The sequence below is a fragment of the Arthrobacter sp. Soil761 genome, from assembly GCF_001428325.1.
Lineage (GTDB): Bacteria > Actinomycetota > Actinomycetes > Actinomycetales > Micrococcaceae > Arthrobacter.
The window spans coordinates 244,968-264,860 of the sequence record NZ_LMSF01000030.1 but is presented as its reverse complement, the minus strand read 5'-3'; the positions used below and the strand labels follow the sequence as shown (position 1 = coordinate 264,860).

The 19,893-nt window shown below is 65.7% G+C and carries 21 protein-coding genes; 10 read left to right on the top strand and 11 right to left on the bottom strand.

Annotated features, from left to right (window positions below):
- Positions 1-18 precede the first annotated feature (18 nt).
- A complete protein-coding gene (gene glpX / locus ASG79_RS19930; protein WP_018770164.1) occupies positions 19-1,041 on the bottom strand; it encodes a class II fructose-bisphosphatase in 1,023 nt (340 codons plus the stop codon).
- Between the two features lie 225 nt (positions 1,042-1,266).
- On the opposite strand from glpX, the gene ASG79_RS19925 reads away from it, so the two are divergent.
- The 5 genes from ASG79_RS19925 (at position 1,267) to ASG79_RS19905 (ending at position 6,602) form a co-directional block, all read left to right on the top strand.
- The gene (locus ASG79_RS19925) at positions 1,267-1,947 is read left to right on the top strand and encodes a DUF4245 domain-containing protein (protein ID WP_377204896.1); all 681 of its coding nucleotides are present in this window, start codon (positions 1,267-1,269) and stop codon (positions 1,945-1,947) included.
- A 9-nt stretch (positions 1,948-1,956) separates the two neighbouring features.
- Complete coding sequence (locus ASG79_RS19920) at positions 1,957-2,571, top strand: carbonic anhydrase (protein WP_018770166.1); 615 nt, start codon at positions 1,957-1,959, stop codon at positions 2,569-2,571.
- 87 nt (positions 2,572-2,658) lie between these two features.
- The gene (locus ASG79_RS19915; RefSeq protein WP_018770167.1) at positions 2,659-4,086 is read left to right on the top strand and encodes a class II fumarate hydratase; all 1,428 of its coding nucleotides are present in this window, start codon (positions 2,659-2,661) and stop codon (positions 4,084-4,086) included.
- Between the two features lie 129 nt (positions 4,087-4,215).
- Positions 4,216-4,884 carry a TetR/AcrR family transcriptional regulator gene (locus ASG79_RS19910; RefSeq protein ID WP_056393489.1) on the top strand — a complete coding sequence of 223 codons (669 nt, stop codon included), beginning with the start codon at positions 4,216-4,218 and terminating at the stop codon, positions 4,882-4,884.
- On the top strand, positions 4,881-6,602 hold the full coding sequence (locus ASG79_RS19905) for an MDR family MFS transporter (protein WP_056393487.1): 1,722 nt from the start codon (positions 4,881-4,883) through the stop codon (positions 6,600-6,602). The genes ASG79_RS19910 and ASG79_RS19905 overlap by 4 nt, the downstream gene beginning before the upstream one ends.
- Positions 6,603-6,624: 22 nt before the next feature.
- Here the strand turns inward: ASG79_RS19905 and ASG79_RS19900 are convergent, their stop codons facing one another.
- A complete protein-coding gene (locus tag ASG79_RS19900; RefSeq protein ID WP_056393485.1) occupies positions 6,625-7,095 on the bottom strand; it encodes an NUDIX hydrolase in 471 nt (156 codons plus the stop codon).
- Positions 7,096-7,137: 42 nt separating this feature from the next.
- A complete protein-coding gene (locus tag ASG79_RS19895; protein ID WP_018770171.1) occupies positions 7,138-7,683 on the bottom strand; it encodes a prepilin peptidase in 546 nt (181 codons plus the stop codon).
- Positions 7,684-7,742: 59 nt separating this feature from the next.
- On the opposite strand from ASG79_RS19895, the gene ASG79_RS19890 reads away from it, so the two are divergent.
- Positions 7,743-8,543 (top strand): hypothetical protein, encoded by an 801-nt coding sequence (locus ASG79_RS19890; protein WP_056393483.1) that lies wholly within the window; start codon positions 7,743-7,745, stop codon positions 8,541-8,543.
- Positions 8,544-8,579: 36 nt separating this feature from the next.
- Positions 8,580-9,227: a GNAT family N-acetyltransferase gene (locus ASG79_RS19885; RefSeq protein ID WP_056393480.1), complete on the top strand. Its 648-nt coding sequence runs from the start codon at positions 8,580-8,582 to the stop codon at positions 9,225-9,227.
- 384 nt (positions 9,228-9,611) lie between these two features.
- Here the strand turns inward: ASG79_RS19885 and ASG79_RS19880 are convergent, their stop codons facing one another.
- Both ASG79_RS19880 and ASG79_RS19875 read right to left on the bottom strand, forming a co-directional pair.
- Entirely contained in the window at positions 9,612-11,030 is a 1,419-nt protein-coding gene (locus ASG79_RS19880; RefSeq protein ID WP_018770175.1) for a PhoH family protein, read from the bottom strand.
- A 239-nt stretch (positions 11,031-11,269) separates the two neighbouring features.
- A complete protein-coding gene (locus ASG79_RS19875; RefSeq protein ID WP_018770176.1) occupies positions 11,270-12,031 on the bottom strand; it encodes an isoprenyl transferase in 762 nt (253 codons plus the stop codon).
- Between the two features lie 148 nt (positions 12,032-12,179).
- Between ASG79_RS19875 and trhA the strand changes: the two genes are divergently transcribed.
- Positions 12,180-12,923 carry a PAQR family membrane homeostasis protein TrhA gene (gene trhA, locus ASG79_RS19870; RefSeq protein WP_377204895.1) on the top strand — a complete coding sequence of 248 codons (744 nt, stop codon included), beginning with the start codon at positions 12,180-12,182 and terminating at the stop codon, positions 12,921-12,923.
- Positions 12,924-12,964: 41 nt separating this feature from the next.
- On the opposite strand, the gene ASG79_RS19865 is transcribed toward trhA, so the two are convergent.
- Together ASG79_RS19865 and mca are read right to left on the bottom strand one after the other, a co-directional pair.
- Positions 12,965-13,306 carry a hypothetical protein gene (locus ASG79_RS19865; protein WP_056393479.1) on the bottom strand — a complete coding sequence of 114 codons (342 nt, stop codon included), beginning with the start codon at positions 13,304-13,306 and terminating at the stop codon, positions 12,965-12,967.
- Between the two features lie 98 nt (positions 13,307-13,404).
- Positions 13,405-14,310 (bottom strand): mycothiol conjugate amidase Mca, encoded by a 906-nt coding sequence (gene mca / locus ASG79_RS19860; protein WP_018770179.1) that lies wholly within the window; start codon positions 14,308-14,310, stop codon positions 13,405-13,407.
- Positions 14,311-14,438: 128 nt separating this feature from the next.
- Here mca and ASG79_RS19855 point away from each other — a divergent pair, with 128 nt between their 5' ends.
- Positions 14,439-14,897, top strand: a complete 459-nt coding sequence (locus ASG79_RS19855) for a DUF4307 domain-containing protein (protein ID WP_026265918.1) — start codon at positions 14,439-14,441, stop codon at positions 14,895-14,897.
- Positions 14,898-15,049: 152 nt separating this feature from the next.
- Complete coding sequence (gene greA, locus ASG79_RS19850) at positions 15,050-15,544, top strand: transcription elongation factor GreA (RefSeq protein WP_018770181.1); 495 nt, start codon at positions 15,050-15,052, stop codon at positions 15,542-15,544.
- 132 nt (positions 15,545-15,676) lie between these two features.
- Here the strand turns inward: greA and ASG79_RS19845 are convergent, their stop codons facing one another.
- The 4 genes from ASG79_RS19845 to ASG79_RS19830 are packed head-to-tail and all read right to left on the bottom strand — an operon-like array spanning position 15,677 to position 19,876.
- On the bottom strand, positions 15,677-16,294 hold the full coding sequence (locus tag ASG79_RS19845) for a rhomboid family intramembrane serine protease (RefSeq protein WP_018770182.1): 618 nt from the start codon (positions 16,292-16,294) through the stop codon (positions 15,677-15,679).
- Positions 16,295-16,303: 9 nt separating this feature from the next.
- Complete coding sequence (gene ilvA / locus ASG79_RS19840; RefSeq protein WP_018770183.1) at positions 16,304-17,542, bottom strand: threonine ammonia-lyase; 1,239 nt, start codon at positions 17,540-17,542, stop codon at positions 16,304-16,306.
- 3 nt (positions 17,543-17,545) lie between these two features.
- Positions 17,546-18,877 carry an AI-2E family transporter gene (locus ASG79_RS19835; RefSeq protein ID WP_200953198.1) on the bottom strand — a complete coding sequence of 444 codons (1,332 nt, stop codon included), beginning with the start codon at positions 18,875-18,877 and terminating at the stop codon, positions 17,546-17,548.
- Positions 18,878-18,913: 36 nt separating this feature from the next.
- Complete coding sequence (locus ASG79_RS19830; protein WP_082581841.1) at positions 18,914-19,876, bottom strand: aldose 1-epimerase family protein; 963 nt, start codon at positions 19,874-19,876, stop codon at positions 18,914-18,916.
- Positions 19,877-19,893: the final 17 nt, after the last annotated feature.

The following is a 19,893-nucleotide window of genomic DNA, read 5'->3' as shown; positions in this document are numbered from 1 at the left end:
TCCTGCAGTGGCTGCGGATCAGCTCTTGCGGGCGTAGCCTTCCCACTTGTCGGCGCGGTGCTCGCCATCGACGAAACGGATGGTGCCGGACTTGGAACGCATGACGATGGACTGGGTGAGGACCTTGTCCTTGGAGTAGCGGACGCCCTTCAGAAGGTCACCGTCGGTAATGCCGGTGGCGGCGAAGTAGCAGTTGTCGCTGGAGACCAGGTCGTTGGTGGAAAGCACGCGGTCGAGGTCGTGGCCGGCGTCGATTGCCTTCTGCTTTTCCTCGTCGCTGGTGGGCCACAGCCGGCCCTGGATGACGCCGCCCAGGGACTTGATGGCGCAGGCAGCCACGATGCCTTCCGGGGTGCCGCCGATGCCCATCAGCGCATCCACGCCGGTGCCGGAGCGGGCCGCGGCAATGGCGCCGGCGACGTCGCCGTCCATGATGAACTTGGTGCGTGCACCGGCCTCGCGGATTTCCTCCACCAGCGGCTTGTGGCGGTCGCGGTCAAGGATCATCACGTTGAGCTGGTTAACCTTCACGCCCTTGGCCTTGGCGATCAGGTGCAGGTTCTGCTTGACCGGCAGGCGCAGGTCCACCATGTCCGCGGCCTCGGGACCGGTGACGAGCTTTTCCATGTAGAACACGGCAGAGGGATCGAACATGGAGCCACGCTCGGCTACGGCCAGGACGGCCAGGGCGTTGTTGATGCCCAGTGCAGTCAGCCGCGTTCCGTCGATGGGATCAACGGCCACGTCGCATTCGGGGCCGGTGCCGTCGCCGACGCGTTCACCGTTGAACAGCATGGGGGCTTCGTCTTTTTCGCCCTCGCCGATCACCACAACACCGTTGAAGTGGACGGTCTGCAGGAAGGAACGCATGGCGTCGACGGCTGCGCCGTCGGCGGTGTTCTTATCGCCGAAACCCACCCAGTGGCCGCCGGCAATGGCCGCGGCCTCGGTGACGCGGACAAGCTCAAGGGCGAGGTTGCGGTCCGGCTCGTCGTGGCCCACCGCAAGGGACGATGAAATCGTGGAGTACTTCTGGGTCATGGACGCTGGTGACACGTGAACCTCTTCTTCGAGTGGCGATCATTGAACCCGCCCGCCGGTGCAGCAGGACGGTGATTCCTCTGCTATCGATCATAGTCGCGGCACCGCGCCGAGGGCGGCCCATGACGCAACCGCGCAATGTGCACCGCAGCCCCCCTCGCGCCCCGGGACATGGCCGAATGGAAGTCCGGCTCCGGGATGGGCGACTATAGAGGGGTGAATGACATGCAGGAAGCCACCAGTCCCAGCTCCGGCCAGGCACAGCCCGAGGGCCGTTCCGGCCCCGCCGGCAGCAGTGCGGACACCCCGGTTAAGCCCGTCATTCCGGCGGCGGCCGCCAAGCGCGCCAACGCCTCCGTGATCGGCATGATCATTGCCCTGGTGCTCAGCATCGCGGCGTTCCTGCCCGTTGTCCTCATGAATCCCCAGCCCAAGGGCGATGGCTACCGGCCGGACATCGATGTTGCCTCGGTGGCACGCAACGCGGCGGATGTGGCGGGATTCACACCCATTGCCCCTGATACCGGCAATGCCTTCCGCCCCAACTACGCCCGGTGGGAAGCCGGCACGGGCAGCGGCGTGCCCACCTGGGAGGTTGGCTATGTGACCCCCAAGACGTCCTTCATCAGTTTGGTGCAGACCAGGAGCGCCAACCCCACCTGGCTCCTCCAGCAGACCAAAAACGCCCCCGTCACCGGCTCGCGGAACGCCGGCGGCAAGGAGTGGGAACTGCGCGACACCGGCAAGGGTGAAAAGTCGATGGTGCTCAACTACAGGGGCAGTACCATCGTCCTCTCCGGCGCCGCGCAACTGGACGAATTCGCAACGCTCGCCGCCGCCGTCGTCAACTCCCTTGAAGGCAGCCCCGCCGTCACAGTTTCACCGTCGGGTGCGCCTACGCCGTAAGGTGGGGCCGTGACGACTAACCTGACTCCTGCACTGGCCTGGCGCCGCCTGCGCGAAGGCAACGAACGTTTCGTACAAGGCCAGTCCTCCCATCCGAACCAGAATGCCTCCCACCGCTCATCGTTGGTGGAGACACAAAACCCCTTCGCGGTGATCTTCGGCTGCTCCGATTCACGGCTCGCCGCAGAGATCATTTTCGACGTCGGCCTCGGCGACGTTTTCGTGGTCCGCACCGCCGGCCAAGTGATCGACGACGCCGTCCTGGGCTCCCTGGAGTACAGCGTCGGCGTGCTGGGTGTACCGCTGATCGTGGTGCTTGGGCACGACAGCTGCGGTGCCGTGACGGCCACCAAGGATGCCGTTGAGACCGGCGACATGCCTGCGGGGTTCATCCGCGACCTCGTGGAGCGCATCACACCCTCGGTCCTGACGTCCCTGCGGAATGACCAGCCTGAGGTCAACGACATGGTGGTGGAGCACGTCAAGCAGACATCGCAGCGGCTGGCGGACAGCTCGCGTGTGATTTCCGACGCAATCGAGGGCGGCCGCACCGCGGTCATCGGGCTCTCCTACCGGTTGGCAGAGGGCCGCGCCGACCTTGTTTCCGGAATCGGCGAGCTCTAGGACCCACGTGCCGGCGGTCCACTGGACCGCCGGCAAAGCTCCCTTAACGGTTTTCGATGGGGCGCCGGATCGCCATAAGCTAGCCCCATGACTTCCACTGAAGAGTTCCGCATTGAACATGACACGATGGGCGAAGTCCGCGTCCCCGTGAACGCACTGTACCGCGCGCAGACGCAGCGGGCAGTGGAGAACTTCCCCATTTCCGGCAAGACCCTTGAGCGTACCCACATCGAGGCGCTGGCGCGGGTCAAGAAGGCTGCCGCCCAGGCCAACGCAGAACTGGGCGTGCTCGACGGCGAGCTGGCCAAGGCGATTGCAGACGCTGCCGATGAGGTGGCCGCCGGCAAGTACGACGGCGACTTCCCCATCGACGTTTTCCAGACCGGCTCCGGCACCTCCTCGAACATGAACACCAACGAGGTACTGGCCGAACTGGCTACCCGCGCCCTGAAGGCCGCCGGCAGCGACAAGGTGGTCCACCCGAACGACCACGTCAACGCCTCGCAGTCCTCAAACGACGTGTTCCCCACCTCGGTCCACGTAGCTGCCACCTCGGCCCTGATCAACGACCTCATTCCCGCCCTGGGCTACCTTGCCGAGTCGCTGGAGCGCAAGGCTGTTGAGTTCAAGGACGTCGTCAAGTCCGGCCGCACCCACCTCATGGACGCCACCCCGGTGACCCTGGGCCAGGAGTTCGGCGGCTACGCCGCGCAGGTCCGCTACGGCATCGAGCGCATCAACGCTTCGCTCCCCCGTGTTGCCGAGGTTCCGCTGGGCGGGACCGCCGTGGGCACCGGCATCAACACCCCTGCCGGTTTCCCTGAGCGCGTCATCGAGCTGCTGGCAACGGACACCGGCCTGCCGCTGACCGAAGCCCGCGACCACTTTGAGGCGCAGGCCAACCGCGACGGCCTGATCGAGGCGTCCAGCCAGCTGCGCAACATCGCCATCTCGTTCATGAAGATCAACAACGATCTCCGCTGGATGGGTTCCGGCCCCAACACCGGCCTTGGCGAAATTGCCATCCCCGACCTCCAGCCGGGCTCGTCCATCATGCCCGGCAAGGTCAACCCGGTCATCTGCGAAGCGTCCATCATGGTCGCTGCCCAGGTCATCGGCAACGACACCGCCATCGCCTGGTCCGGCACCAACGGCGCCTTCGAGCTCAACGTGGGCATCCCGGTCATGGCCGCGAACCTGCTGGAGTCCATCCGCCTGCTGGCCAACACCAGCCGGGTCATGGCCGACAAGATGATCGACGGCATCACGGCCAATGTGGAGCGCGCCCGCTTCCTGGCCGAGGCCTCCCCGTCCATCGTCACCCCGCTGAACAAGTACATCGGGTACGAGAACGCCGCCAAGATCGCCAAGACCGCCGTCAAGGAGGGCCTGACCATCCGCCAGGCCACCGAGAAGCTCGGCTTCGTCGGCGACGGCGACGGCAAGGTTTCCGAGGCCGACCTCGAGAAGGCACTGGACGTCACCACCATGACGTCCCCCGCCCACAAGGCCTGACGAACCACCGCCCAAAAGTACGACGACGGCCGGTACCTTTCCTGCGAAAGGTGCCGGCCGTCGTCGTACTGCTTTTAAGGCCTCTTTCATAAGTTGCACGAATAACTGAATAGTGCAAAACTTTACTCCATGAGTTTGAGTGCAAGTTCGGAGACGGGCCTCAGGGAGCGGAAGCGCGCAGCCACCCGCAGCGCCATCACGTCAACCGCCCGCGCCATGACCGCCGAGCGGGGCCTCAACGGCTACACCGTGGAGGAAGTATGCGACGCCGCCGGAATATCGCGCCGCACCTTCTTCAACTACTTCCCCACAAAGGAAGACGCCATCATCGGGCACGCCGAAGACGACATCCCGGCCGAAGCAATCGACGAGTTCGTTGCCGGCGGAGCAGACTCTCCCGCCGGCGAAATCTCCCCCACACTCTTTCGCGACCTCATCCGGCTCTCGCTCCGCCTGGCCGAGGGCATGTCAGCCTCCGAAGAGGAAACCCGGCAGCTGATTGGCGTCGTCCACAAGGAGCCCCAGCTCATCCTCCGCATCATTGGCGTCACGGAGCAGCGCGAAGCCCAGTTCGCCAGGGACGTGGCCCGCCGCGAAGGAGTGGCCCCCGACCACCCCGTGGTGCAGATGGCCGTAGTGCTGCTCAGTACCATCGCCCGCAAGAGCAGCATGGCCTACTTCTCCGACGGCAACACCCGCAGTTACCCGGACCTGCTGCTGGAGAACATCTCCGCAGCCAGCGTCCTGTTTTCCCAACCCTTCGATATCCCGGACACTGCCGCAAAAGGACAACCATGAGCACCGCCACCACCAAGGCACCGGCAGGACCCCTGCTGCTGACGCAAAAACGCATCTGGATTATCTTCTCCGCACTGATCGCGGGCATGCTCCTCTCCAGCCTGGACCAGACCATCGTTTCCACCGCCATGCCCACCATCGTGGGCAAGCTGGGCGGGGTGGAGCACCAGGCGTGGATCACCACCGCCTACCTGCTGGCCACCACCATCGTGATGCCCATCTACGGCAAGTTCGGCGACATCCTGGGCCGGCGCAACCTCTTCCTGGTGGCCATCGCGCTCTTCACCCTGGCATCTGTTGGATGCGCACTGGCCACCGACTTCTGGGGCTTCGTCATCTTCCGCGCCATCCAGGGCCTGGGCGGCGGCGGCCTCATGATCCTGTCCCAGGCGATCATCGCCGACATCGTTCCCGCCAAGGAGCGCGGCAAATACATGGGCCCGCTCGGCGCCATCTTCGGGCTCTCCGCCGTAGCCGGACCGCTGCTGGGCGGCTTCTTCGTGGACCACCTCACCTGGGAATGGGCCTTCTATATCAACATCCCGGTGGGCGTTGCGGCCTTCGCCATTGCCTGGTTCGCCCTGACCCTTCCCAACAAGAAGGCAGAAAAGCGGATTGACGTGCTGGGCGTTGTGCTGCTGTCCGCGGCCACCACCTGCCTGATCTTCTTCACCGACTTTGGCGGCAAGAAGGACGAGGGCTGGGATTCACCCCTCACCTGGGCCTTTGGTGCCGGACTGCTGGTTTCCGCCGCCGCTTTCGTGATGGTGGAGCGGCGGGCTGAGGACCCCATCATTCCGCTGAGCCTGTTCCGGAACCGGATCTTCATCAATGCCACGGCCATTGGCTTCACCCTTGGCCTGGGCATGTTCTCCGCCATCGCGTTCGTCCCCACCTTCCTGCAGATGTCGTCCGGCACGTCGGCAGCCGAATCCGGTTTGCTGATGCTGCCGATGATGGCAGGCTTGATGGGCACGTCCATCTACTCCGGTATCCGGATCTCCAGGACCGGAAGGTACAGGATGTTCCCCATCCTCGGTGCCGTGCTCACCATGGCCGCCATGCTGTGGATGACCACGCTTGCCGCCAGCACCCCCATCTGGGTGATCTGCGTCCAGCTGTTCCTGTTCGGGGCCGGCCTCGGCCTGATCATGCAGGTGGTGGTCCTGGTGGTCCAGAACTCCGTTCCGGCCGACCAGATCGGCACCGCCACCAGCACCAACAACTACTTCCGCGAGGTGGGCGCAGCCATGGGCGTGGCGGTGTTCGGCTCGATCTTCACCACCCGCCTTTCGGAGGCCTTGACCAACGCTTTCACGGGGGCAGGTGCTACCGCTGAGCAGGCCGGGCAGTCCACCCGGACCCTGGACCCGCAGGCACTGAACCAGCTCCCGGAGCAACTGCGTGACGCTATCGTAAATGCCTACGCCGACTCGCTGGCACCGGTGTTCTGGTACCTGCTCCCCTTCATCGCCGCGGCACTGCTCCTGGCCCTCACGCTGAAGCAAATTCCGCTCTCGGACACGGCCGGGATGGTGGCCCGCGGCGAGGCAGTGGGCGGCGAAGAAGCCGAGCGGCTCGCCGCCGGCCTCGCCGGAGCTCCCGCAGGCGCCGCCGGCACTAAGGCGGACACTGGACGGGACACTGATTATGACGCAGGTGGGCGCGGGGACCACGTGAAGGACGACGACGGCGAGCTGGTTTCGCCGGGCCGCTGACCGCCGTCGGATACCCGGTTTTTCAGGGCTCGAAGTGGACGGCTCCGGAGGGCGCCAGTGCCTGGCGGATGCTGGTGAGGTGGCCGGGCATGAGTTCGGGAAGGTCGTCCATGCTGAACCAGCCAACAGCCAGGGATTCGTCGTCATTGACCCTGGCTTCGCCGGAGACGTAACGGCACAGGAACACCACGTCCAGGAACTCGCAGATGTCACCGTTGGGATAGGTAACCGGCCCCACCGCGCCCACGGACACCACACGTTCCGCTTCGGCCACCACAGCTGTTTCCTCGAAGATCTCCCGGATGAGCCCCCGTGCAGGCTGCTCCCCCGGGTCCAGCATGCCGCTCACCAGCGCCCACTGCCCGTTGTCTGCCCGCTGGGCCAGCAGGATACGGCCCGCATCATCCACCACGACACCCCGCACCCCGGGGACCCAGATGGGATCGTTGCCGATCTTCTCGCGCAGCTTCAGGACGTATTCAGGTGCAGGCATACCGCCAGCCTATCGAACAGCCCGGGCAACATCGCAGGCAGCTCACGCGGGCAGCAGCATCGCGGCGGCGGCGCCGGCGAGCATGAACGGGCCGAACGGGATGGCGGACTTCAGGGTGCCCCGCCGGGCCGCCAGCAGGGCCAGTGACCACAACCCGCCCAGCAGGAACGCCAGGAACGTGCCCGCGAACAGATGGCCCCAGCTGAGGTAGCCAAGGTACATTCCCAGCACTCCCGCCAGCTTGACGTCGCCAAACCCCATCCCCGGCGGATAGATGAACCGGAGGACAAAATAGAACAGCCACAGGATCGCGGCGCCGGCCACAACGCGGAGGGCAGGGATGGCCAGGATCCCGCCGGTGTTCCCTGCAGTCGGCATGGGACCGGCCCAGGCAACCGCGGCCGCCGCCAGGAGGAGCGCACCGGCCACCGCATAGGACGGGAAGACGATCCTGTTGGGCAGGAGGTGGTGCCGGACGTCGATAATGGTGAGCCGGACCGCCATCACCGCGAAGTAAAGGCAGGCCGCCAGTACCAGCCAGAAGGCCAGCGGGGTGTGCTGCCAGAGTTCGCCGAGTCGTCCGATCACCCCTCGGATGCTACTGGATCCACCATTCCGCCCGTAGCACCCCCGCGTAAAATGTGGATATGTCGACCTGGGACTCCCGGCGCCGGGCGGTTCCGGGCCCTCCTTCCATCCCCGCGGATCTGGCCGCGATGTTCCGGAACCTTTGCCGGTCTTCCCCCTGGAAGTGGCAGGCGCTGCGTTTTGAGTACTGGGACCAGGCCTTTGCGTCAGCTCCCACGCCCGGTGCACCCTTCGTCCGTGCGTGGCTCCGCCGGCCGGGGGCGCTCCGCCTTGAAAGCCCTGAGGGCCTGGTCCTTCACAGCACCACAGGCATCAATGACTCCCGCGACGGCATCTACGTCAGCGCCACCCGTAAGTCCTGGCTGCTCCCTCCGCACCTGGTCACACCCGTGTACGACGACGCCGGACTGGTCCGCCGCCGGCCGGAAGCCGCCTACGGCGAGCCCGGGTTCGGAAATGGACGCTTTTCAGCCGCCCTGGACCCCGTGGAATTGGCCGGGAACGCCCCCGTGCCCATCGAGTTCCCGGGCAGCAACGCCCTGGACATCCGGGACACCCGCTTCGCCGAGCACGAAGGCCGGCCGGTTTTGGAGGCGGTGGTGGCCCCCAGCGCCGCCTACCGCCCGGGCGATCCTGCCGCCCCCCTCTGCCTTCCCGGAAGTTCACTCCTGCGGGTGGACATGGGTACCGGCGTCTGCGTATCCAGCCAGTCACTGGAGCAGGAAACCGGGGAGTATGGCCACTGGATCCGGATCCTCGCCGTGGATGAGTACATGCTCGATGACCTCTTCCTGGCACAGTCCATGAATCTCACCGACGTCCGCCGGCACATCAGCTGGGACATCGCCGCCAAGGCATGACAACCCCGCATGCCACCGATCGGCTAGGCTTCGCGGATGACTACCCTGGGCTCCATCTGGCCGCTGTTCGACCTCACGCTGTCCACGCCGCGGCTGGAGCTGCGCCCCATCACCGACCAGGACATCCCCGCGGCCGTGGCGGCGGCCCGGGGCGGAATCCATGACGCCGGCAGGAACCCCTTCAGCACTCCCTGGACCGAGCTGCCCGACGAGGAGCTGGGCCCCAACATGGCCCGCTGGTACTGGCGCTGCCGGGCCGAATGCACGCCCGAAAGCTGGACGCTGCTCCTCGGCATCTGGCACGAAGGCCAGTTCGCCGGCTGCCAGGACGTTGGAGCCAAGGACTTCGCGGCCCTCAGGACAGTCACCACCGGATCCTGGCTCAAGCAGTCCGTTCAAGGCCGCGGCCTGGGCAAGGAGATGCGTGCCGCCGTCGTCCTTTGGGCCTTTGACTGGCTGGGGGCAGAAGTCGCCGAATCCGAGGCAGCCATCTGGAACAGCGCCTCCCTTGGCGTGTCCCGCTCCCTCGGCTACGAACTCAACGGCACCACCCGCAAAGCCTGGGGCCCCAAAATCGAAACACTCCAGCACGTCCGCGTCACCCCGGAGACCTTCAAGCGCCCCGACTGGGAGCTGAAAGTAGAAGGCCACGAGGCTGTGGCCAAGTTCCTCAAGGTCACCTGATTGCCTTACCGTGGCAGGATTCGTCCGCCCCGAGTCCTTCGCCGTCGCTTAGACACCTCCCGACGCATTGCTCCGGTCGCTGAGCGACCTGCGCAACGCTTTGGTCGGCGATGCGCTCCTCCACGAAGGACTCGAACCGGACGTGTGCCAGGGCGCGCCTTCTGAACACTTCCGGTAGGGATCCCGCTCGAGCGGGGCTGCGGTCCTTCTCGTAGGAGCGCATCGCGACGCATCGGCCGCCGGAGGTCGCCCAGCGACCGGAGACGGCCCTATGCGTTGTGTCTAAGCGACGGAGAAGGGCCGTGGCCCGGCGAACCGGCCACGGCCACGCACGAAAAGGGCCGTGGCGGGACGAACCCGGCCACGGCCCTCAGCGAGGTGTCGCTAACCTTCCAGAAGTTCGGTGACCAGGGCGGCGATGGGCGAGCGTTCGGAGCGGGTCAGGGTGACGTGGCCGAAGAGGGGGTGTCCTTTCAGGGTTTCGACGACGGCGGCGATTCCGTCGTGGCGGCCGACCCGCAGGTTGTCCCGCTGGGCGACGTCGTGGGTGAGGACGATCTTGGAGTTCTGGCCGATGCGGCTCATGACCGTCAGGAGCACGTTCTTTTCGAGGGACTGTGCTTCGTCGACGATCACGAAGGCGTCATGCAGGGAACGTCCGCGGATGTGGGTGAGGGGCATGACCTCGAGCATGCCGCGGTCCATGACCTCCTCCACTACTTCCTGGCTGACCAAGGCCCCGAGGGTGTCGAACACGGCCTGCGCCCAGGGGTTCATTTTCTCGGACTCCGAACCTGGCAGGTAGCCCAGTTCCTGTCCGCCAACCGCGTAAAGGGGCCGGAAGACGATCACTTTGCGGTGTTCGCGGCGTTCCAGCACCGCCTCGAGGCCGGCGCATAGGGCAAGGGCAGACTTGCCGGTGCCGGCGCGGCCACCAATGGAAACGATGCCGACGGCGGGATCCATCAGCATGTCGATGGCCAGCCTCTGCTCGGCGGACCGGCCGTGGAGGCCGAACACGTCGCGGTCGCCCTTGACCAGGCGCACCTGCTTGTCGGCGCCCACCCGGCCGAGCGCGGAGCCGCGGTTGGACAGCAGGACCAGCCCGGTGTTGACGGGCAGCTCGGCGGCCGCGGGGATGAAGACGGGCTCGTGGCCGTACAGGGTGGAAATCTCCTGTTCGTCCGCTTCGATTTCGGCAACACCCGTCCAACCGGAGTCCTTGACCAGTTCGTTGCGGTACTCGTCGGCGGTGAGTCCCATGGCGGACGCCTTGACCCGCATGGGCAGGTCTTTGGACACGACGGTAACGTTGCGTCCTTCGTTGGCAAGGTTTTTGGCGACGGCGAGGATGCGGCTGTCGTTGTCCCCGCTGCGGAAGCCCAACGGCAGCACCTCGGACGAGATGTGGTTGAGTTCCACCATCAGGGTCCCGCCCTCGTCGCCGATGGGAAGGGGCTGGTTCAGGCCGCCGTGCTTGACCCGGAGGTCGTCCAGGAGCCGCAGGGCTTTCCGTGCGAAGTAGCCGAGTTCGGGGTCATGCCGTTTGGCCTCGAGTTCGGTGATGACCACGACGGGAACCACTACCTCATGCTCGGCAAACCGCAGGAGTGCGCGCGGATCCGAGAGGAGGACGGAGGTGTCGATGACGAAGGTGTGGATGTCGGCTTCCCTTCCGGAGACAGCAAAACCGGCCGCAGCATCAGTTGCTGCGCCGGTTTCAGAGGTAGCTCGCTCGGCGCGAGAGGTAGCTTTTCCACCCAGTCCAAACAGGACCTCGGGCAGTTGTTCAGAAGTAGCCACATCGACTCCAGCCCCGGGCGCCAGCCCGGAATTGTTATTGGTGAGGCGGCTCGGCCAAGAGGCCGGGTCCGGCCTCCCATACAACCGGTGCGATGTTTCGCTCCATGTACTGGCCTCCCCGATCAGCCGGCGGTTTTGCCTGCTGATGGATATAACGTAAATCCACCCGGGGTAATTTCCGCAACCATTACGCGGCGATTTCTCTTGCAGGTGTGTGAACTTGTTATGAACCGGGGGTTTCAGGTGCCAAAGCGCCGCTGGCGGCCGGCGTAGTCGCGCAGGGCGCGCAGGAAATCCACCTTGCGGAAAGCAGGCCAGAGGGCCTCGCAAAAGTAGAACTCGCTGTAGGCGCTCTGCCACATGAGGAAGCCGGATAGCCGCTGCTCCCCCGACGTCCTGATCACCAGGTCCGGATCCGGCTGTCCGCGCGTGTACAGGAAGCGTGAGATGTCATCAACGCACAGGTCATCGGCAAGCTTGGAGATGTCCATGCCCTTGGCGACGGCGTCGTGCAGGAGTTCCCTGACGGCGTCGACGATTTCACGCCGGCCCCCGTAGCCCACCGCCACGTTGACATGGATTTTTTCCCGGACGGGTGTCCTGGCGGTGAGCTTGTTAAGGCGCTCGGCCAGGTAGTCCGGGAGCAGTTCAGGTGCGCCCATGGCGTGTACCGAGATGTTGGCGTCCTCGTCCAGCCGGTCCAGGGTGTTGGCGATAATGCCCATCAGGAGGTCCAGTTCCTCGCTGGAGCGGTTCATGTTGTCCGTGGACAGCATGTAGAGCGTCACCACTTTTACGCCGAGTTCCTGGCACCAGCCGAGGAATTCGTGGATTTTGTCCGCCCCGGCCTGGTGGCCCTGGCTGGTGGGTGCGTTGAACTGCTTGGCCCAGCGGCGGTTGCCGTCCACCATGACGCCGATATGGCGGGGGATCCGGTCGCGGGGAAGGTCCCTAAGCAGCCGGCGTTCGTAATAGCCATAGAGGAACCCGGGCAACTCCACGCGTCCACTCACCTGACTTTCCTGCCGTACGTACATCCACATCCTAGGCTACCGCCCGTGGCCGGCTGGCACGGCCAGTACCCCGGGAACATCAAAGCAGGGATGTTACCCGCGGGTAACTTACCGGCCCGTAAGTTATTCTGGTGGCATGAACAGCGACTCTCCGCACGCCTCCCGGGACCCCCAGCCGGAGGAGCGGAACACCGCCGCGGAACCAGGGCCCAGCGCCATGGATGACGCCGCCGTCCGCCTCGCGGAACTACTGATGATCAAGCCCAAGTGGCGGGGGTGGATCCACACGGTCACGGCCCCGCTCGCCCTTGCCGCCGGGATTATCCTGGTTGTCATTGCCCCCACCACGGACCGCCGAATCACGTCCGCCATCTACGCCGCCACAGGTGTTTTGCTCTTCGGCGTCAGCGCCGTCTACCACCGCGGCAACTGGTCCCCGCGCGTCAAGCTCGTTTTGAAGCGGCTGGACCACACCAACATCATGCTGGTGATCGCCGGCACCTATACGCCGCTGGCATGGACTCTCCTGGAACGCCAGCAGGCGGTGATCCTCCTGTGGGTCATCTGGTCCGGAGCCATCCTCGGCGTGCTGTTCCGGTTGCTGTGGACTGAAGCCCCCCGCTGGCTCTACGTGCCCATCTACATCGCACTGGGCTGCGGCGCGCTGTTCTACCTGCCGCAGTTCTTCCAGGCAAGCACCCCGGCGGCCGTGCTGATCTGCGTGGGCGGCGTCCTCTACATTGCGGGCGCAATTTTCTACGCGCTGAAGAAGCCAAATTTCAGCTACCACCACTTCGGCTTCCACGAACTATTCCATGCGTTCACCGTGCTCGCCTTTGCGGCACACTTCGCGGCGATCGCCATGGCAGTCCTCGACTAGAACCCCTTCACTCCGGAGCCGGCCCGGCCGAAGGGACAGCCCTATTCGCGCGGCTGCGGATGTCCCCCGGCACTGCCGTTTCCGTTGGCATCGGTAGCTTCCGGAGGCGTCCCGCCGTCGCGCCCGTCCTGGACGTCCGCGGCGTCAACATCTGCGGCAGCTGCAGCGGCCAGGCGCTCTTCCTCCACCTGGGCCCGGTAGCGCACCCTGCGGATCCGACGCACCATATCCACAATGAGCAGGGCAGTCGCCACGACGAAGAACGCCGTCATGATGAACCCCAGCAGGCCCGGCGTCACCTGGTCCTCGGAAATCCCCTCCCGCAGTGTCGGAGTAGGCAGCGGGGTCGGCGTAGTGGCGAGGCTGAGGAGCAGAGATTGCACGGTTAATACCTTCTGGTGGAGCGGATGCAGCAGGAAGCGGACGGGACCGGCCGTCGCCGCGCCTGTCTTCTACGCAAGATAGAAATAGCCTGCCGTGTCTATCTTAGCCCGGCGAACAGGTCCTTCTCGGGGAGCTCGGAGGGCACCCTGGAATGGATCAGCGAATAGTCCTCCCACGGCCAAACCCGGCGCTGCATGTCGGGCGAAACGGCGAAGAAGAACCCCAGCGGGTCCACCTGCGTCCGGTGCGCGCGCAGCGCATCGTCGCGGACTTCGAAAAAGTCCCCGCAGTCAATCTGGGTGGTGGTGGGGTGCGCGGCCGGCGGCGGGGTGTGCCCCTCGGCGTCGGACTCCAGCCAGGCGGCCAGGCGCTCGGCGTACGGTGACTGCAGCCCTGCCTCCTCCAGCGCAAAGTGCAGCGCCCGGAACCGCTCAGGGCTGAAGGCGCGGTCGTAATAGAGCTTGCCTGGCTCCCATGGCTCCCCCGCCTCCGGATAGCGTTCGGGATCGCCTGCGGCCTCGAAGGCTTCCACGGCCACCCTGTGCGCCATGATGTGGTCCGGGTGCGGGTAGCCGCCGTTCTCGTCATAGCTGAGGATGACGTGCGGCTTGAAGGAACGCACCAGCCGCACCAGGGGCGCCGCGGCCTGGTGCAGGGGCAGGGTGGCGAACGATCCGGTGGGGAGCGGCGGCAGCGGGTCGCCTTCGGGAAGGCCGGAGTCCACAAATCCAAGCCACCGCTGGCGGATCCCGAGGATGGCGGCAGCCTGCTGCATCTCCAGCCTCCGGGCACCGGCCATATCCCGCTTGGGGTGGGGTTCGTCTTCCACCGCAGGGTTTTGGATGTCGCCGCGGGAACCGTCGGTGCAGGTTGCCACCAGCACGTCCACACCGGCAGCCGCATACATGGCCATGGTCGCAGCACCCTTGCTTGATTCGTCATCCGGGTGTGCGTGGACCGCGAGCAGCCGCAGCGGCACCTGGGAGTTGCTGGACGCTGTCATGGAGGGGACGGCTCCTAATTCTTCTTTTGCGGCTCGTGGCAGCTTTCGGATGGTGTCGCGGGTGCGCTGCCTCGCCGGCAGCTGCAGCCACCGCAAAGCGCCGGCGGAAAGGGAACTAAACTGGTCTGGTGACTTCCCCGGACCAGCCGGCCCGCCCCGCGCCCGCAGACACTAGCCTAGCCAATCGGTATGGTGCTAAAAAGCGCCGGCTCTCCCCTAAGGCCACCCGGGCCGCGATCGGCCTGGCGCTTGCCGCGGGAATCGGGTTCCTGGCGTGGGTGACCACATCGAATTCGCTCTCCGGCGTGACGTTCAAGGACGTGGGTTACAGCACCACCGATGCCACGCTCGCCGAGGTGGACTTCCAGGTGACGCGGGAACCGGGCAAGCCCGTGAAATGTGCCGTGAAGGCACTGGATTCCAAGTTCGCTGTGGTGGGCTGGAAAGTGGTGGACATCCCGCCTTCGGTGGCGGATAGAACGGCCGACGGCGGCAGGACGGTGGCCCAGCGCGTCACGTTGCGCACGGAGTCGGAGTCGGTATCGGGCGTGGTGGACAGCTGCTGGATTCCAGCCGGGGCGTCCTGAGCAGTGTGACGTGGAACGCTTCCCTGTTGGGTTATCTCCAGAGGATTGACTACAATGGGGAGATACCTTTACCCCGCTGAGCTGGTTGCTGTTCCACAAGTGGCCACCGTGGCGGGGTCTTTTGCATTGTAGGACCACTAGAGGAGAAGTCCGTGTCTACCACCAACAGCGCATCTGCAGCCTGGCTCACCCAGGAAGCTTTTGACCGCCTGAAGGCAGAGCTGGACCACCTTTCCGGCGCTGGCCGGGCGGAGATCGTCCAGAAGATTGAAGCAGCGCGGCAAGAGGGGGACCTCAAGGAAAACGGGGGCTACCACGCGGCCAAGGAGGAGCAGGGCAAGATTGAGGCCCGCATCCGCCAGCTGACGGCACTGCTCCGGGATGCCCATGTGGGTGAATCGCCTGCCGATGACGGCATCGTGGAGCCCGGCATGATCGTGGTGGCCAGGATCGCGGGCGACGAGGAGACCTTCCTGCTGGGCTCACGTGAGATCGCGGGCGACTCAGACCTGGATGTCTTCAGTGAAAAGTCGCCGCTTGGCGCTGCCATCCTGGGCCACAAGGAGGGCGAGACCCTCAGCTACGTGGCGCCCAACGGCAAGGACATCAAGGTGGAGATCCTCTCCGCCAAGCCCTACGCCGGCTAGCTCCGCGCATAGCTTGTACGCGCAGTGCTCCGTAACAGGACAGTGCGAAACCGGGAAGCGGTGGCCGTCCCCCCAGGGGACGGCCACCGCTTTCCGTTAAGGCCTTATGGCGGGCCTACTTCAGGCCGGCTGCTATGACTTCGCCGGCATCCCAGGCGCGCGCGGACGAAGCAGCAGCGCCGCCACCACGCCGCCGGCGGCCCCGCCAAGGTGCGCCTGCCAGCTCACGTATCCGGACACGAACGGCAGGGCGCCCAGGAGGATGCTGCCGTAGCCCATGAAAAGGACCACTGCAAGCAGGACCTGGCGCCAACTGCGGTTGAAGAACCCCCTGACCAGCAGGAACGCAAAGAGCCCGAACACCAGGCCTGAAGCGCCCACGGTGATGCCGTTCCCGATCAGCCACACCGTCAGCCCGCTGCCGAGCCAGCTGAAGGCAAGGGCGGTGAGGAACACGCGCAAACCGGAGAGGAACACCAGGAAGCCGAAGACGACCAGGGGCAGGCTGTTGGAAAGCAGATGGTTCAGGTTGGCATGCAGGAGCGGGAAGGTGAAGATGTCCAGCAGCCCGTCGGCACTCCTGGGCCGCAGGCCGAAGGTCCGGGTGAGGGCCCCCATCATCAGTGTGTTGACCACTTCAATGGCGAACAGCACAGCCACAAAGCCGCCCAGCACCACCAACCCGCCCTTCGCGCGCGACGCGATGGCCTGCCGCCCGGGGAGGCGTCCGTTGCCCGTCAGTCCTGCCAAGGCCCGTTCCTAGTGCACGACGATCGGCTGGAAACCCTCGGCACGGAGTGCGCTGAGGACCTGCTCACCGTGCTGGTGGCCCTTGGTTTCCAGGTTCACGGTGATGGAGACGTCGCCCATGCTGATGGAGCCTCCCACCCGCGTGTGGTCCAGGCCGGTGACGTTGGCATCGTTTTCGGCAATGATGCGGGCAATGGTTGCCAGTGAGCCGGGGCGGTCATCAAGCATCATCCGCACCGTCATGTAGCGGCCTGCGGCGGAGAGGCCGCGCTGGATCACCTTGAGCATCAGCATGGGGTCGATGTTTCCGCCGGAGAGCACGGCCACGGTGGTTCCCGGGTTCTCGATCTTGCCGTCCATGAGGGCTGCAACGCCCACCGCCCCTGCAGGTTCAACCACCATCTTGGCCCGTTCCAGCAGGAAGATCAGGGCGCGGGCCAGGGAGTCTTCACTGACGGTGACCACATCATCCACCAGCTCGCGGATGATGCTGAAGGGCAGCTGCCCCGGACGCCCCACGGCGATGCCGTCCGCCATGGTGGAAACCTTCTTCAGCGGCACCAGCGCGTCGGCGGCCAGCGAGGGCGGGTAGGCGGCGGCGTTTTCCGCCTGGACGCCAATGATACGGATCTCCCGGCCCAGTTCCCTGGCGCGGGCCTTGATGGCGACGGCGACCCCTGCCAGGAGCCCACCGCCGCCCACACCCATGAGGATTGTGTCAACGTTGGGGACCTGCTCGAGGATTTCCAGGCCCACGGTGCCCTGGCCGGCCACCACGTCCACATTGTCAAACGGGTGGACGAAGACCATGCCCGTTTCGTTGCTGTAGCGCTGGGCTTCGGCGAGCGCCTCGTCCACGTTGTGCCCGTGCAGGACCACTTCGGCGCCATGGCTGCGGGTGGCGGCGAGCTTGGGCAGTGCCACGCCCAGCGGCATGTAGATCCGGGCCTTGATGCCCAGGCTCTTGGCGGCGACGGCAACGCCCTGGGCGTGGTTGCCGGCGGAGGCTGCCACCACTCCCCGCTTTTTCTCGTCCGGGGAGAGCCGCGCCATCCGGACGTAGGCCCCGCGGACCTTGAACGAGCCGGCGCGCTGCAGGTTTTCGCATTTGAAATAGACGTCGCCGCCTACCATGGTCCCCAGCGCCCGCGACGATTCCACGGGAGTGCGCGCGATAATCCCGTCAAGCAGCTTCTGCGCCTCAAGGACATCGTCCAGTGTGACGGGAAGGGTTTCAAGGATCTTCACGGACTACTCTCCTCTGGGTTCTGCCCCGGTGCCTTCCGGGGAGGAATCACGGGCATCGCGGTGTTCGGCTGGAGTGCCGGACGCCGTGTCCTTCCCCGCGCCAGGTACAGACGGCGGTTCAACGTCCTTGATGGTGTTGTCCCCGCCTGCTCCGGCCGTGATGGGCTTCCCGGCAATTACCGGCACCTGTTCATGTTCCCACGTTCTTGCGGCGATGTAGCGAACAGCCGAATTTGCTACGGCCAGGATGGGTACCGAGAACAGCGCTCCGGGGATGCCGGCAAGGTAGGAACCGGCCGCAACGCTGAGGATCACAGCCACCGGGTGCAGCGAGACTGCCTTGCCCATGACCAGGGGCTGCAGGATGTGGCCCTCAAGCTGCTGGACCAGCAGGACGATGGCCAGCATGATCAGGGCGTTGATGGGGCCGTTGGCCACCAGCGCCAGCAGGATGGCCACGATACCGGTCAACAGGGCGCCCACCACCGGAATGAAGGAGCCGAGGAAGACAAGCACGCCCAGTGGAAGCGCAAGCGGGACTCCGATAATGGCGGCGCCCACGCCAATGCCGAGCGCGTCCACTGCTGCGACGAACATCTGGATGCGCGCGTAGCTGACCATGGACGCCCAGCCCCTGCGGCCGGCGCCGAAGGTGGCGGCCCGGGCTTTGCGCGGAAGCATCTTAACCAGGAACGCCCAGATCCGGTCACCTTCCAGGAGGAAGAAGATCAGGATGAACAGCGACAGCAGCATGCCGGCAGCGAAGTGCCCCGCGGTGCTGCCGAAGGACAGGGCGCCGCTGAGGATGCTGCTGCTGTTGTTCTGCAGCGCGTCGGTGGCTTCCCTGATGTACTGGTCGATCTGGGCGGCCGTGAGGTGCAGGGGGCCGGCAGAGAGCCAGTCCTGGACCTGCCGGACGCCTTCAAGGGCCTGGGAGTAGAGCTCGCCGAATCCCACCGCCAATTGCCTGCCCACCAGGGCCAGGGCACCGACAATGACACCGATGAACCCGAGGACCGTCACGGCTACGGCAAGCCCCGCAGGCAGCCCGTGCCGCTTCAGCCACACCGTGACCGGGCTCAGGAGACCGGCGAGGAGGGCGGCCACCATAATCGGGATGATCAGGAGGGTGATGTGGCTGAGCAGCCAGACCAGCGTCCCCACCATCAGGAGAATCAGGCCCAGCCGCCACGACCAGGACGCCGCTATGCGGATGCCGTAGGGTATGTCCTTGTCCAGCTCACGGTCCGTCAGGACCCGCAGCGGCGCAGCGGAGGCGGGCGCCGGCGCTGAAACCGGGCGGGCCAGGGTAACGTCGTCCTCGTTAGGCGTCATATGCCAATACTTCCCCAGCTCCGGCCCGATGGGAAACTACTCCCCCGCCGCGCCGGGCTTGTAGTCGATGCCCCATTGCATGCTGAAGGACTCCCCCGGAGCCAGCCACCGGAGACCGTCGCCGGAGTTGAACGCGTTGGCCGGTCCCGTCATCGGCTCCACCGCCACTGCACGGCTACGGCCCGGGTACACCGTGCTCACGAAGATGTGGACGTAGCGGCAGGCCTCGTCCTGCCACAGCGACACCTCCCCGCCGTCGGACGCCGCGAGGGTGTGCCGCGCCCTGCCCCCTTCGAAGCTGAGGTCCGTCAGGGCCACGTCCACCGCCAGGTCCGCGATGTGCCGCCCGGACCGAAAATCCACATCCCCGGCTACAGGGGCCGAACTGCGGGGAATCAATCGCTCATCGGTCACCAGTTGGGTGCCGGCGGCAACGGTCAGCTGCAGTTCCTCAACCGGGGTGTCACCAAGCCGCAGGTAGGGGTGGGCGCCCAGAACGAATGGGGCGGCCGCCCCCGAGTCGTTCGTGAGGGTCTGCCTGACCTGCAGCCCCAGGTCTTCCGAAAGCCGGTACTCCACCCTGTGGCGCACCAGGAACGGATAGCCGTGCTGCGGGAACACTGTGGCCTCCAGTGCCACGGCGTCCTGCGACTCCGCAACCGCCGCGTAGCCGGTATTCCGAAGCAGGCCATGGCTGGCGTTGTTGCGGGACACTTCGGTGATGTCCAGCTGCTGCTTCCGGCCGTCGAGGAACCAGACCCCGTCCTCCACCCTGTTGGCCCAGGGCGCCAGGGTGATGCCTGCCCCACCGGGGGCGATCTGGTCATCGCCGTAGGTTTCGGTCAGCAGGACCCCGCCCCGGCTGAAGGAGCGGAGCCCGGCAGCGAGCTCCGTGACCACGGCGACGGCGTCGCCCCGGCGAAGCTCGTATTGCCGGCCGGTGGCGCAGGACAGGGCGGATGAGCGGGTGGAGGTTCCGTGTTCGGAAGAGGCTGTCATGGGCATTACCGTACATG

Excerpts from the sequence above, each read along its gene's own strand:
- glpX (WP_018770164.1), bottom strand. The coding sequence starts at position 1,041 with ATGACCCAGAAGTACTCCACGATTTCATCGTCCCTTGCGGTGGGCCAC.
- ASG79_RS19925 (WP_377204896.1), top strand. The coding sequence starts at position 1,267 with ATGCAGGAAGCCACCAGTCCCAGCTCCGGCCAGGCACAGCCCGAGGGC.
- ASG79_RS19915 (WP_018770167.1), top strand. The coding sequence starts at position 2,659 with ATGACTTCCACTGAAGAGTTCCGCATTGAACATGACACGATGGGCGAA.
- ASG79_RS19910 (WP_056393489.1), top strand. The coding sequence starts at position 4,216 with ATGAGTTTGAGTGCAAGTTCGGAGACGGGCCTCAGGGAGCGGAAGCGC.
- ASG79_RS19905 (WP_056393487.1), top strand. The coding sequence starts at position 4,881 with ATGAGCACCGCCACCACCAAGGCACCGGCAGGACCCCTGCTGCTGACG.
- ASG79_RS19900 (WP_056393485.1), bottom strand. The coding sequence starts at position 7,095 with ATGCCTGCACCTGAATACGTCCTGAAGCTGCGCGAGAAGATCGGCAAC.
- ASG79_RS19890 (WP_056393483.1), top strand. The coding sequence starts at position 7,743 with ATGTCGACCTGGGACTCCCGGCGCCGGGCGGTTCCGGGCCCTCCTTCC.
- ASG79_RS19885 (WP_056393480.1), top strand. The coding sequence starts at position 8,580 with ATGACTACCCTGGGCTCCATCTGGCCGCTGTTCGACCTCACGCTGTCC.
- trhA (WP_377204895.1), top strand. The coding sequence starts at position 12,180 with ATGAACAGCGACTCTCCGCACGCCTCCCGGGACCCCCAGCCGGAGGAG.
- mca (WP_018770179.1), bottom strand. The coding sequence starts at position 14,310 with ATGACAGCGTCCAGCAACTCCCAGGTGCCGCTGCGGCTGCTCGCGGTC.
- ASG79_RS19835 (WP_200953198.1), bottom strand. The coding sequence starts at position 18,877 with ATGACGCCTAACGAGGACGACGTTACCCTGGCCCGCCCGGTTTCAGCG.
- ASG79_RS19830 (WP_082581841.1), bottom strand. The coding sequence starts at position 19,876 with ATGACAGCCTCTTCCGAACACGGAACCTCCACCCGCTCATCCGCCCTG.